The sequence below is a fragment of the Candidatus Thermoplasmatota archaeon genome (assembly GCA_018814355.1).
Classification (GTDB): Archaea; Thermoplasmatota; Thermoplasmata; order UBA10834; family UBA10834; genus COMBO-56-21.
In genome coordinates, this window is sequence record JAHIZT010000039.1 from 1 (window position 1) to 13,723 (window position 13,723).

Genomic DNA, 13,723 nt, shown 5'->3' on the forward strand with positions numbered 1-13,723 from the left:
GACAAGGTCGAGCACGAACATCGCGCCGAACCCGCCGAGGATGAGCAGGTGCATGGCCCACCTTGTGACGCTTCTGTCCTTCAGCTTGGAAAGATAGAGTGCGTCCTTGACGAAGACCGATGCGATCCGCCTGAACCTTCTGCTCAGGACGAACCTGGCGGCCTTCACCAGCAGCCTGAGCAGCCTGCCCTCGGGAGCGCCTTCCAGACCCTTCCCATGCATCCAGATGAGGACGTTGTATAGAGTACCGAGGAAGAACACGGCGACACAGACAACGATCGTGACAAGAAACATGTCGAGATACGCTTCGTCCCTGACGTAGACCGTCTCGTATGGCAGGAGGAGTATGACCGCGGAGATGACAACGACGGCGCCGAAGAAGAGCAGATAGAGCATCGCCCTGTCCTTCAGGTACCGACCATCTGACATCGCTGCTTGAATCATGCTGGACCGCTATATATTCATCTGCTTTCGACCAGTCTGCGGAAGTGGTTGTCCACGCACCGCCGGGCACACTCAACCAAGAGCTGCGTCGTCTGATCGACCTCGCTCTCCACTCCGATGTTGACCCTGACAATGTCCCCGCGCACTGTCTCGAGATCGCGCACAAACTCCTGGGAGAGCCTGTCGTCCGTGGACCATGTCCTCTTCTCGATGGCATGCACGAGCTCCATGTACCTGCTTCCGTCCCAGAGCTTCCTGCCGACGATGAACGAGCGGTTCTCGAGCCCGACAATGGCCACCTTCAGGTCGGCTATGGCTATTGCGAGATCTGGGCGAGGAGGTTTGGCATCGACCTTCGGAGCTCGCGAACGGTCCAGCCGCAGCAGGTCCAGGAATAGGTGGTTCGCCTCAGGGTACGACGGATGCTCCAGGTGAGGGCCGAACAGCAGCAGCTCGCCGTCCCCATGAAGGCACCGGATGGCTGCGGGATGACCGAGAACGATCTCTTTCGCGAATCGTTCTCCGAACTGGAACTCCGTGTTGGGCGTGAAATCGCGGCACCTAAGGATGACACTGTCCTTATCGGGTTCTTTGAAGATAGGGCCTCCATAGATCGGCGCCTTGAGCACGGAACCATCTTGATCAAGATCGATCTCTCCCCTTACCGGATGGACGATGGCGCATCTTCCATACTTGACAGCTACCCTGGGCGGAATGCCTTCCAAGGGAGAGATCATGCAGTCTATGTTCTCGACCCTTGTCGTCGAGATGTTGAACTGGGAGAAGGGGTCGATGGAGGAAGGCAGGGGAAGATACGCCCCTGCGCACACGCCAACATAAGTGCCACCTCGGGAGATGTACTCCTCGAGCTTCACAAACCCCTGACCACTAAGAGAAGAGCCGATCTCGAACCCGTCCCCTCCAGAGATGATGGCAACCGCTGGTCGACCCGGCAGGGAATCGATGAATTCAGTCGAATCAAGGAACCGAACGTTGATAACCCCCTTGGATTCGAACAGGTCCGCCAACCATGTCCATGAATGGGAGGACCCGGCCCCGGCGTAGACAATCACATTTCCTGGACTCATGCTCCTCTGATGGGTGACGGGCGAGGACGGCAATAAACCCGATGACGGACATCTGGCTCGTCCGAGGGCTTACAGAAAGTGTTATACACGGGCTCCTCTTATCTCGCGGCACAAGGGCCCATGGTCTAGCGGTTATGACGTCTGCTTGACATGCAGAAGTTCACCGGTTCGAATCCGGTTGGGCCCACTTTCTTTCTTGTCACTTGCTACTTTTCGATCAGAGGATTGTTACGCTGAAATCGACTTCTCCTCTTTTTCACTTTGAGCCTTTGCGAATGCGATTCCTAAGTGCTTCGGCCACGAGGATCTTGTAGCAATGTGTGCCGAGAAATGACCTGCGAAGACGTTTCAGCCGAGAGCATAGCTACATGTCCATCGAGAGATGTAACGGACATCTGAACCAACCTTGCGCTGATGTTTGTGTCGCCGGTTTTTCACCGACTCCATACAATCAGCCTGCTCTGTGCCGCGATTGGATTTCTTGAGCTCGAATTCGCGTGCACTTGCCAGACTCGTCACGAGGCTTCTCTGAGCTCGAGCCTTTTCCTCTTGTCTATCGCCTTCTCAGTTCTGAAACTGAGGACAGTCGCAATGATTGTCGTGCCAAGAATGACAATGAGAGTGGTGTTGAGGAACAATGCCGTCAAATCGAGGTCCTGCGGCAAATCAGGCGCGCCTACCAACAAGGCCGCGGCTCCCGTGGCTAGTACTGCAGCTGCCAATCCTCGAGGCATCAGAGCGAACAACGCAGACGAGTCCTCCTTAGGAAGAATGCCTATCCTGCTCGTGGCAGAAGATGTGATCCACCGAACTGCCACGATTACACACAACATCGCGATACCGACAGTGAGCTGCAGTCCGTCTATGGATCCGAATTCGAAAAGCAAACCCATGTAGACGAAGAAGAAGGTCCGTATGAAGAAGGTAATTTCTGCGTGGAAACGCTGAATCCTGTCGTCATAGCCACCTGAAAGGTACACAGAAGAGATTTGTCTTTTCACGAAACCGCGGTTCCCTATTGACAGGCCAAGAGCCAAGGCTGCAATCGCGCCCGAGCTACCGACTAGTTCAACCGCGCCTGCAACAAGGAACAGCACGGCGATTGTCAACATGTAGGCAAGAGGTTGCCTTTGAAGTAGCTGAAGAGCATATAGCCAGAGCACTCCAACTCCGAAGCCTATCAGCGCCCCACCCAAGAAGTCGAATGCAAGATCTCCAGCAAGGTTCATTGCGTCGAACTCGCCAACTCTCACAATCGTGAGCAGGGTAATTGCGGCGAGAATGACCAAGACATCTGTGAGAGCCGACTCAACTACTAGAATGGATCTTGTTGAGGGCTTGATCCTCAGTCTGCACGCAATGGGAATCACTATCGCGCCACTTGTTCCTCCGACTATCGCTCCCAGGCTCAGGGCAATGTAGATGCTCCCGCCAATCGCAATGTAGATTACGGCTGCGACTGCCATCGCTGTAAGCAGAAACGTTACGACTGCCATGAAGAGCGATAGCCTCATCGACTCGAACACGGCCCTTATGTCCAAGGTCAAGCCTCCATCGAAAAGAATCATTACGAGCGCCACGGAGAGGAACAGATCCCTGTAATTGTTGAATTCATCTAGAGTCTCAGTCGTAAGAAGGTGGAGCCTACCTCCAAGAATGGTCGGTCCGAGCAGGATTCCGACAAAGACAAGCAAGAGCACGTCAGGTACCTTGTATCTCTTGAATATCAAGTTGCCAAAAAATCCGATGAACACAACCGCGCCGATGGCCAGGAACGCGACTATCGTGTTGTCATCCATTTTCCGCACCGTTCTTTTTCAATCCACTTGTTCATGGACAGCTCAGGACTGACCACGCGGTGTCCTCCTATCCGCGCAGTCGTTCGACTACAGCATCTTGTTCTGCTCCCTGTCGGGGCTCCACAGGACAGGCTTCTTCTGATGTGGGAGTCCCTCTCATTGACCTCCTGAGCAGAAACGGCGTGAACACAGCCGTCAGAAGCCCCATCAGTATGATCACGGAATAAATCTCCTTGGAGATAATCCCGATTGTCAGGCCGTACAGTCCAATGATCATTGCCACCTCCAATCTTGGCGACATTCCAATACCTATCGAGATGGAGTCTCGTTTTGATAATCCAAGCAGGCGTGCAGGAATGCTACAACCTGCGATTTTCGAAAGAAACGCCACGACCGTCAGCAATGCTGCGAACAGCCAGGCGGTTCCCGATATCTCTCCAAGGTCAACAAGAACCCCAAGGGACACGAAGAATATCGGTGCAAAGACCATCTCCAGGACTGAGAGCTGTCTCTTGTAGCTCGACCTGAACTCACAGCGTGCAAAACTAGTCCCTGCGACAAAGGCTCCTATGATTGCGGAAATGCCTATGGCTTCAGATACGACAGAGTAGACGAAGGCAATGCACAACGCCAACAGAAACCCGCTCTCCTCTATACCTCTCTCCAGGCCTCGCTTCTGGACAGCAGCAATTCCCTTCGCGATATACTTGGAGCCGATATAGGCTCCCAAGCCGACAAACGCTACTGAAGCGAACACAAGAAGAAACAGTTCCCAGAGGTCGATGCCCGCCCCTGTTGCGGTTCCCTCCGAAACCCCGAGCACGACCATCCCGAGCACATCGTCGACCACCGCAGCACCAAGGAGGATCTTCGCGGTATCGGATCCGATGACTTTCATCTCGCGAAGAACCCCGGCAGTGATTGCCACGCTCGTTGCCACCAGGGCGGCGCCTATGAAAACGGATTGTGAGAACTTGTCGTAACCGATGCCCGGTTCGGGGAGCATCAATTCTGCCAGACCGAAGCCGCAGACCCACGGGACGATGACGCCACCAAGCGCAATGGTCATAGAGCGCTTTGTATAGATCTCCTTGATATCACATTCGAGGCCAATCATGAACAGAAGCAAGATGGCGCCAAGATTCGCCAATTGCTCCACCAGATTTCCAGTTTCTGTCCCACCAACCGAGATCACGCCCAAAACACTCGGTCCAATCACAATACCAATCACTAGTTGTCCGATGATCTTCGGCTGCCTGAACCTTGCGAACAGGAAGCTTGAAGCTATGGCCACAGAGAGCAGAAGTGACAACTGCAGCCACAGATTGTCTACTATTGCGCTCCAGATGCCCTCGAGCATGATCTAACCTTCTTGTCATGGCGGTGCGTTCTTCTGATGTCCTTCGAACGTGGTACTCCCAGTATTGGTCCTCTCGCTCAGCCACGCCTCTGACGTTTCATTACTTCGCTTCCGAGGAGAAGGATCTCAAAGCCGTTGAGCTCCCCGACGAGCGTGTTATGCTCATCAATGACAGGCAGGTCTTCAAGGCCGTGCTTCTTCATCTTCTCCAACGCCGCCAGCAGCCTGTCGTCCTCGGTGACTGTCACAGGCTTCGTCATGTATTCCTCGACCGAGAAAGGGAGGGGGATTCGCTTGGACCGCGGCTGCTGCCGCCCTTTCTCGAAAAGCGATAGTGAACCCTGGATTGCAGCCAGCATTTCTGTGAGTCCTATCATTCCGATGAGCCTTCTCTTGTCGTCAACGACATACGCACTCCTTGTCCTTGGGTCGGCCAACACTCTGTCGACGACCTCGTGCAGGCGCATGCCCTTCGTGACCACGATGGGGTTGGTCACGACAAGCCTGTATGCATCCCTCACGAATCTAAATGAGAGTTCGTCGGCCATCCGTTCAAACATACCAACGCTCAACTCCCTCTCCACCAGATTGAGCACACTCTTTCCAAATGAGGTTAAGCCGAACTTCTTCCATGTCCTCCGCCCAGGTTCCAATTGAGAAACGACTCTCCTCTCATCCAGTTCCTTCAATGCGGTGCCGACGTTCTGAATCGAGCGACCTGTGTCACGTGCGATTTCGGAGGCGCCGAGGTACTGGTTGTGGGCGTAACATCTGAAAGTGACAAGCCTTCGATCTGACATGATTATCCATCTTGCAGTGTCCTTTGCAGCGTCCTTCATCCTCTGCTCCATATTCTCACGATTCTCTATCTCGAATTTCTCTCAGACATTCGGTCTGTCGTGATAATTACGGCCAAGGATTTAATAGTTATTCATCATTATTCACAGATAGTCATAGGGATGCAAGGGCTCTCAACCCCCAATTTTGGCCCCACTACACTTCCCACGACTTTCCCCGAGAGTGCTCCGATGCCGTACAAGAAAAGAAAGAGAGAGAGGAAGCCAACTTTCGCAGTCCTAGGAGCGGGTCACGGAGGCTTGGCGATGGCAGGCCATCTAGCGCTTCTTGGATTCCGCACGCGGCTCTGGAACCGATCGCGGGAGAGAACAGACCATGTCTCAGACCGCGGAGGAATAGAGCTGGAGGGCGTGATAGAAGGTTTCGGACAGGTGGAGCTGGCCACGGACGACATTGGTGCCGCAATCGATGGAGCGGATGTGATTATGGTGGTGGTCCCTGCAACGGGGCACAGAGACATAGCCAAGCTGTGCGCGCCGCATCTTAGCCGCAACCAAGTCGTAGTCCTGAATCCAGGAAGGACTTTCGGAGCGCTCGAGTTCCTTAAGGTGCTCAACGAAGAGGAAGCCTCAGCCACTCCCACATTGGCGGAGGCCCAGACTTTCATCTATGTGTCTCGCCACACGGATTTCGCGCACGCGCGGATAATGCAGATCAAGAACTCCGTCCCTCTGGCGGCAATCCCCGCGCACAAGACGCCGGAAGTTCTGGACATCGTCCGAAAGGCCCTTCCCGAATTCGTAGCAGCAACAAACGTCCTAGAGACGAGCCTCGACAACATAGGAGCTATCTTCCATCCGACCCTCACGATCCTCAATGCATCCAGAATAGAATCCACTCACGGCGACTTCGAGTACTATCTTGAGGGTGTCTCCCCTTCGACGGCGAGAATCGTCGAAGCCGCGGACATGGAGCGCGTGGCATTGGGGACAGCTCTTGGCGTGCACCTCCACACAGCTAGGGAATGGCTCTATCTGGCCTATGCTTCTGCTGGTAGGACGCTTCATGATGCTATCCAGGCCACCCCAGGCTACAAGGGGGTCAGAGCTCCATCGACGCTGACCCACAGGTACATCCTCGAGGATGTCCCGATGAGCCTCGTGCCGATGGTCTCAGTTGGCAAGTTGCTCGGGGTGAAGACCCCCACGCTCAACGCACTCATTCATATGGCTTCTCTGATTCACGCTCGCGATTTCTGGGCCGAGGGCAGGACTGTCCAGAAGCTAGGTCTTGCCGGGATGTCAGTTGAGGATATCCGAATGCTTGCCGTCAGAGGAGTATCAAAATGAGAATCCTGGCAGCTTCCATAGGCAATTGCGTCCACACCGCTGGCATTCAGGCCTTCCTGGAAATAGCCCGCACTCTCGGACACGATACTGTATTCCTCGGTCCAGCGGTCCCCGTAGATAGGCTTGCTGAAGCCATTGTCGAGCACAAGCCCGATGCCGTGGCCGTGAGTTACAGGCTGACCCCCGAAAGCGCAAAGGTGATTTTCGACGAGCTGCAATCTGAGATCACCAGGAGCCCGGACATAAAGAAAAACAGGAAGTTCTTCTTCGGTGGGACGCCTCCAGTAGCGGCCCTCGCCGTCAAGACAGGCATGTTCGATACATGCTTCGACGGCAGCGAACCGGAGAAAGCCGTTGTGGCACTTCTCCAAGGGACCCCCCTGGTAAAGAGTGCATCCGAGTACGCCTCGGACCTTGTTACTAGGGTTCAGAGCTCTCAACCGCTGCCCCTTGTTCGACATCATTTCGGGCTTCCATCGATGAAGGACACGATTGAAGGCGCCAGGAAGATCGCTGAGAGCGGCCTGTTGGATATCCTCTCGATAGCACCGGATCAGAGCGCACAAGAATCCTTCTTCAGGCCTCGGGAGATGGACTCGCGCCTCGATGGTGCCGGAGGCGTCCCTCTGAGAAGCCCCGCCGACCTCCAAGCGCTATACGAGGCGACAAGAACAGGCAGCTACCCCCTGCTCAGGTGCTACAGTGGCACAAGAGATCTCATCAGATGGGCCGAGATGCTGAAGGACACCATCAACACAGCATGGGGTGCGGTCCCTCTCACCTGGTACAGCGAGCTCGACGGCCGCTCCAAAAGGACTCTGAGGGATGCGATTGCAGAGAACCAGCAGGCCATGAAATGGTATGCTGAGCACGGGATTCCCGTGGAGGTCAACGAATCCCATCAATGGGCCCTGAGGCGTTCAGGCGACGTCGTGGAACTCGCGACAGCATACCTCGCGGCGCACAACGCGAAAGCTCTCGGCGTCAGAGACTACGTTTGTCAGTTCATGTTCGACACTCCAAAAGGCATCTCGCCCGCAATGGACATCGCGAAGATGCTCGCCAAGCTCGAGCTCGTAGAGTCCATCAAGAACGGCGAGTTCAGGGTAATCAGGATGGTCAGATCTGGTCTGACCTCGTTCTCCTCGTCGGCCAATGTCGCGAAGGGGCAGCTGGCGGCTTCCGTATACGCCGCCATGCCCCTGAACCCTCACATCGTCCACGTTGTGGGCTACAGTGAGGGGGATCATGTGTCCACGGCAGAAGAGGTGATCGAAAGCTGCGAGATCGCCCAGGGAGCAATCATGAAGGCTCTTCTCGGTGGGGTGAGACCGGAGACCGATCCAAAGGTCATGGTCAGAAAGGCAAGCCTCATCGAAGAGACTCGGTACCTGCTTGATGCGATCAAACGCCTGAAGAGAACCAACTCACATGATCCGCTCACATCCCCGGAGACGATAGCCGAGGCGATCAGGGAAGGATTACTCGATGCATCGGATCTTCGCGGGAGCGGAGTGGCCCGGGGAAAGATAGTGACATCCATCGTCGATGGAGCCTCCGTGGCGATCGGTTCCAACACTGGAAAGCCAATCACGGAGAAGGAGCGCATCCAGGAACTTGCAGTATGCGAACACGACCTTGATCTCGCCGAGATTTGATTCATTTGGTGAATGGAAATGGAAGGGATTGCAGGCACATTCGGAATGAGAGACAAACACCTCGTGAGAATGATGCTGGAGAAGCTCGAGCACAGGGGACCCGACGCATCAGCAGTGTATGCTGACGATGCTCTCGTTCTCGGGGCCAGAAGGTCGAGACGAAGCCCCGTCGAAAAGACCGCAGCGATTGCACAGGAGGATGGAGTTGCTGTCGCATGCGATTCATACATCTTCAACAAAGAGTTGTTGCGAAAAACAATTGCCCCGAACTGTGACGGAAGTGTCTCAGACGCACAGCTCGTGCTCAACATGTATAGAACGATGGGCACTCCCATCTTCCGTTACATTGATGGGGCATATGCCATAGTCATCGTTGACTGTGGCAAGACCATTGTTGCAAGGGACAACTATGGTCTTAAACCTCTCTATTTCTCGGGAGACGCGAGCAGGGGCGTATACTCTTCCGAGATCAAGTCCCAGCAACTCGCAAAAGAGAGATTCACCCCCTTCCCGCCCGGAAAGATGTTTGTCTCCGGGGACGGTTTCAGAAGAACCGTGAGGCAAGGAATCCCTTGGGCCAAAAATCTCAACCCCAAGCGTCCCGTGGATAGAGTCCGTCAGCTCATAATGGAGAGTGTGTTGGGCTGTGTCGAAGATTCCAGCGGGTTCAACGTTTTGCTCAGCGGAGGTATCGACAGCAGCGTTATTGCTGCAGCTGCTGCTGAGACGGCATTGAGCATACAAAGTGTCTGTGTAGGGACGGAAGATAGCGAGGACATCAAAATGGCTCGATTGGTCGCGGATTACCTCGGGACTAGGCACAAGGAGCGTATTTATGATGTCGAAGACATGCTCGAAGTCCTCAGCGACGCAATATATTATGGGGAGACCTTTGACTTTCCTTTAGTGAGAAGTTGCATCCCAAATTACATGGCTACACATCTTTTCGCAGACAGAGACAGAATCACTCTCTGCGGTGAGGGAGGAGACGAGATATTCGCAGGATACGACTTCCTATTGGGCGTCAAGAAGGATGAGGCGCTAAGATTGGAGAGGGTCGCCCTGCTCAAGGATGGCCACATGACCGGATTCCAGAGAGTCGATAGGATGACAGCGTCTGCCTCTCTGGACGGGAGAATGCCTATGATGAGCAATCAGGTTGTGGATTATGGTCTTCGGCTGGGTAGGAAGGCATTGCTCAGATCTAAGGTCGAGAAGAACAAACTTGTCCTTCGCAAAGCCTTCGCGGATCTCTTGCCGAGGCAGGTTACATGGAGAAGAAAGAGGAGGTTTGGCGAAGGCGCTGGCTCCATCAACTCTCTTGTCGGGTATTCGGAGAAGCTCATATCTGACAAGGAGTTCGAGAGAGAACGGAGACTCCTGCCAAGAAGCAGAATCAGGACCAAGGAGGAGCTGTTGTACTACAGGGTCTTTCAGCGTCACTTCCCATCGGAGAGCGCACTAGCCTCAGTTGGATTCACACCGCGCTCATGACTACGTGAAGGAAGTCACGAATGAGAGACCTAACCCGATATCTCCACCAAGCGATCATCTTTTGATGGGCTGAAGCCATGTTTCGATGGGCAAATAGGCGGCGTCCATACCCGTTCACTTTCTACCAGCGAATACTAGTATCTAGCTTATATCACCGGCAGATTACGGGCCATAATCCGGGATTGAGAAGAAAGCTGAAAGGGTTTGAGAACTGGCCTTGCATTGTCTCACAGGAATTGAAATCCGAGATAGAATATCTGGCTCGCAACAGGTGCAGGCCCGGTCGGGCCCACTATTATACTCCCAGATGCCGGTTATCATCTCTCGCCTGGTCAACCGACGCCCGCCTATTGGCAGACCGTGCCTACGATTAAGTACGCTTCTCCCGATAAGTGACGCTTGACAGATTTCGAACCAGCTTGCCGGAGGTCGAATACGTGGCAAAGAAGCAGACTGGATACTTTAAGAGAGCAGTGCCGTCGATTGATCGAACCACATGCAATGACTGTGGACTCTGTGCAGATGTCTGCGGAGGAGAACCGCTCGTAGTCGTCAACGGCCGTGTCGAGATTGACCCAGAGCCCGCACTCGGATGCTTCGGGTGCGGCCTGTGCATGATGATCTGCCCCACTAGAAGCATTGCCGTGAACGGACGCGATCTATCTCCAAAGGACATACTCGACCTCCCGCCAAAGAGCGGTCGCGCAACTGCCGATCAACTTGAGGCCCTGCTATTGCCAAGGAGGTCCATTAGACGATTCAAGGAGAAGGAGGTAGACCGCGCGGTCGTTGACAGGGTCATCCGGATCGCATCAACAGCACCGATGGGGATTCCGCCTTCGGAGGTTGGAATCCTGGTAGTGCACGGGCGCGACAAGGTCAAGGCGTTCTCTGCCGACGTCATGTCGACGGTCGAGAGGACCATGAAGATGGTGAATCCACTCACCATGGCCCTGTTCCGGCCGTTCACGAAGAAGGCTACTTATGACTCGTTCAAGGAGTTCGTCATCCCCATAGGCGACCTGATGGCGAAGGAGAAGGAATCCGGAGGGGACCCGCTGCTCTATGGAGCGTCCGTGGCCCTCCTGTTCCACAGCTCTCCATATGCTGATCCCGCAGACTGCTACATAGCTGCGACCTATGCAATGATAGCCGCTGAGTCGCTCGGACTTGGCACCTGCATGATCGGCATGGTGGCGCCTTTCCTCGGACGAAACAAGAAGCTGATGGCGAAGTATGGCATACCGAAGGATAACAAGCCGATCATCGTGCTCCTCATGGGATATCCTGGAACCAGCTTCAAGCACGGTGTCCGCAGAAGGTTCGCATCTGTATCGTACAACGGCGAGCCGCGGGCTGACTGAGCATCAGCCGGTCTCGCCCGGTCCAGCTCAGGTGAGAGTGATCTCCAGTGTAGTCCATGTCTCTCGTCTCGGGCCCGCATGGCATTGACCAGAATCATCGCCTCGATGTGATAGGTGGGCTCGCGCAGAGCAATTCTCCAGGTGCGTAGTTATACCTTTCTTCCAGACTTTCAGTTGATGAAATCTGCTCTCGAAGAAATGATCGGCGAGAAACGTTTGCTGGCAATAGGCCGGTATGCCCAATGACTGGCATGATAGCCAGCTCAGCCTCCTGCGTAGGCAGAGGCTTAGTTCTCCTTCGATACGACATTCATCGCGTACCAACCAACCATCATCATGATGATGAGGTCGCGGTCCAAGACGGCAGCGGGACCAAGGAGCACTTCGCCACCGGTCCTGCCCAAGTTGAGCCTGCCTGAGTAGCCGATTGAGCACACGGTCCCTCCGAGGTCGTCGACGAATATCCATCTGCTCTTCCAAACGCTCGTGGACTTGAACTTGTACTTCCTGCCGTTATCGAACTCGATCACGCCGCCGTCGGTGATGCTCAGTTTCAACCGCCCGATCTCCAGGTTGGATGCGGTATCCATGATCGGCACATGTCTTCGGATGAACCCGCGCCATCTGAATTCGAAGTCGCCATAGACGCATGATGCCAGGGCCCTCTCGGTAAACAGCCCCTTCCAGACGAGCGTGGCATAGGTCTCCGCGTCATCGCCAGTGAGCTCATGACTGCCCCTGAGCCAGCCAAACCTGAACCACTTAAGAGATGTCCCTTTCAGCTTCTTGATGTCTCTCATTGCAGGTCCATTTCCAGACCGCAATATCGGAATCCTCCTAGACAGAGCTTTCGCAGGCATTCCGGGGACATGTCAGAGTCGAGACCTCAGCGGGCGTGCTCGTGATCATGCTCCGGCTCGAAGTTCACTGGCCTAAGCCTTCCAAAAGCAGACGCCAAGACCTCTGATAGGGCGGGATGGATTATCTGCGACCGCGCAAGCGGGGCATAGGTCCCGTTCTCGGAGTTCATCAGGTTCACGACCTGCTGAACGAGAGTCGCCGCCTGAGGACCGACCACGGTCGCACCGAGGATCCTTCTCGTCGGATACTCCACGATGACCTTGGCGAAGCAGTCCTCGTCCCCGTACGCAAAGCCCATGGCGGAGTCGAAGTACCTGCTGACGCCCACCATGACCTTGGTGTTCGCCTTGGCCTCCTCCTCGGTCATGCCCACCTGGCCGACCTGCGGGTTGGTGAACACCGCGTGCGGGACCGCGTGCAGGTCGAGCGTGACCTTGTGCTCCCCGAACAGATTGTCCCGCACCACGGACGCCTCGTAGTTCGCCGTGTGCCTGTACATGTTCCTCCCGAGGGCGTCGCCAAGCGCGTAGATATTGGGCTTCGAGGTCTCAAGGTACTGGTTGGTCTGTATCCAGCCCTTGTCGTCTGTCTTGACGCCTGTCTTCTCGGGCTTGAGCCAGTCCGAGTTGGACCTTACGCCAGTAGCTACTAGCAGGTGCTGGCCTTCCACCACCCGCTCGCTCTTCTCAGCCGGATCCTTGATCGTCACTGCTATGTTGCTTCCCGCACCATCGACCTTGAGTATGTCGGTGCCCGTGTGCACCTCGGTATGCTGCGAGAGCCTCTTCTTCACGAGTGAACTGGTTTCCAGCTCTTCGTGCGGCAGAAGAACTGGATTGCGGCCGACAAGGACTACTCTGGTGCCGATCGCGGAGAAGAAGTGGGCGAACTCGCATCCTATGTACCCTCCTCCGAGGATTACCATGCTCTCCGGCTGCTCCTCGATGTCGAAAACGGTTCGGTACGTGTGGTACTTCATTCTGTCGAGGCCGGGGATCGGAGGCATCTGCGCTCTCGCACCAGAGGCGATGACTATCTTGGGCGCCTTGATCTGTTCGCTCCCGACCTGCATGGTGTAGTCCGAGACGAAGCTCCCGATGGTCTTGTAGAGGTCCACGTCCTTGACCTGCTTGACCCCCTCCTCCATCTCGTGCCGGCCGGTCAGGACGATGTCCCACATCCGCTTCTTGATCAGCGGATAGTCGACCTTGTCGAGCTTCATCGTCACGCCAATCTGCGCCGCCTGCTCAGCGTCGCGGATCACATCCGCCACATGTATCAGGACCTTGGAGGGGATGCAGCCTCTGTTGAGACAGGTCCCGCCAAGCGGGCCCTCCTCAACGAGCGCCACCTTCCAGCCGCGCTCGAGAGCCGGGTCCACGACGTTCATGCCAGCTCCTGTCCCGATGACGATCAGCCCGTACTCTTTCATATCGCGCCCGGCCCTGAGATAATTGTCTGTGGTCAAAAGGATTGACACGTATATTCGCTCAACGATTCGTGACAAA

11 protein-coding genes and 1 tRNA gene are annotated in these 13,723 nt (G+C 55.2%); 5 read left to right on the forward strand and 7 right to left on the reverse strand.

Going from position 1 to position 13,723, the window contains the following annotated elements; all coding sequences use genetic code 11:
- The coding region (locus tag KJ653_02325) for a hypothetical protein (protein MBU0684673.1) at positions 1-429 on the reverse strand (429 nt) is incomplete at its 3' end.
- Between the two features lie 32 nt (positions 430-461).
- Positions 462-1,532: a hypothetical protein gene (locus KJ653_02330; protein MBU0684674.1), complete on the reverse strand. Its 1,071-nt coding sequence runs from the start codon at positions 1,530-1,532 to the stop codon at positions 462-464.
- Between the two features lie 114 nt (positions 1,533-1,646).
- On the opposite strand from KJ653_02330, the gene KJ653_02335 reads away from it, so the two are divergent.
- Positions 1,647-1,719, forward strand: a tRNA-Val gene (locus KJ653_02335).
- A 328-nt stretch (positions 1,720-2,047) separates the two neighbouring features.
- Here KJ653_02335 and KJ653_02340 read toward each other — a convergent pair.
- From KJ653_02340 to KJ653_02350, 3 genes are all read right to left on the reverse strand, one after another.
- Positions 2,048-3,331, reverse strand: coding sequence for a cation:proton antiporter (locus KJ653_02340; GenBank protein ID MBU0684675.1), 1,284 nt, complete (start codon positions 3,329-3,331; stop codon positions 2,048-2,050).
- A 67-nt stretch (positions 3,332-3,398) separates the two neighbouring features.
- Positions 3,399-4,691: a cation:proton antiporter gene (locus KJ653_02345; protein MBU0684676.1), complete on the reverse strand. Its 1,293-nt coding sequence runs from the start codon at positions 4,689-4,691 to the stop codon at positions 3,399-3,401.
- Positions 4,692-4,768: 77 nt separating this feature from the next.
- Positions 4,769-5,530 carry a CBS domain-containing protein gene (locus KJ653_02350; protein ID MBU0684677.1) on the reverse strand — a complete coding sequence of 254 codons (762 nt, stop codon included), beginning with the start codon at positions 5,528-5,530 and terminating at the stop codon, positions 4,769-4,771.
- A 189-nt stretch (positions 5,531-5,719) separates the two neighbouring features.
- Here KJ653_02350 and KJ653_02355 point away from each other — a divergent pair, with 189 nt between their 5' ends.
- From KJ653_02355 to KJ653_02370, 4 genes are all read left to right on the forward strand, one after another.
- Complete coding sequence (locus KJ653_02355; protein MBU0684678.1) at positions 5,720-6,838, forward strand: NAD/NADP octopine/nopaline dehydrogenase family protein; 1,119 nt, start codon at positions 5,720-5,722, stop codon at positions 6,836-6,838.
- Entirely contained in the window at positions 6,829-8,496 is a 1,668-nt protein-coding gene (locus KJ653_02360; GenBank protein MBU0684679.1) for a cobalamin B12-binding domain-containing protein, read from the forward strand. Before KJ653_02355 ends, KJ653_02360 begins: the two co-directional genes overlap by 10 nt.
- An 18-nt stretch (positions 8,497-8,514) precedes the next feature.
- On the forward strand, positions 8,515-9,990 hold the full coding sequence (locus tag KJ653_02365; protein MBU0684680.1) for a hypothetical protein: 1,476 nt from the start codon (positions 8,515-8,517) through the stop codon (positions 9,988-9,990).
- 437 nt (positions 9,991-10,427) lie between these two features.
- Positions 10,428-11,354: a nitroreductase family protein gene (locus KJ653_02370; protein ID MBU0684681.1), complete on the forward strand. Its 927-nt coding sequence runs from the start codon at positions 10,428-10,430 to the stop codon at positions 11,352-11,354.
- 287 nt (positions 11,355-11,641) lie between these two features.
- On the opposite strand, the gene KJ653_02375 is transcribed toward KJ653_02370, so the two are convergent.
- Together KJ653_02375 and KJ653_02380 are read right to left on the reverse strand one after the other, a co-directional pair.
- Positions 11,642-12,154, reverse strand: coding sequence for a hypothetical protein (locus KJ653_02375; protein ID MBU0684682.1), 513 nt, complete (start codon positions 12,152-12,154; stop codon positions 11,642-11,644).
- Between the two features lie 86 nt (positions 12,155-12,240).
- Positions 12,241-13,647 (reverse strand): dihydrolipoyl dehydrogenase, encoded by a 1,407-nt coding sequence (locus KJ653_02380; GenBank protein ID MBU0684683.1) that lies wholly within the window; start codon positions 13,645-13,647, stop codon positions 12,241-12,243.
- Positions 13,648-13,723 lie beyond the last annotated feature (76 nt).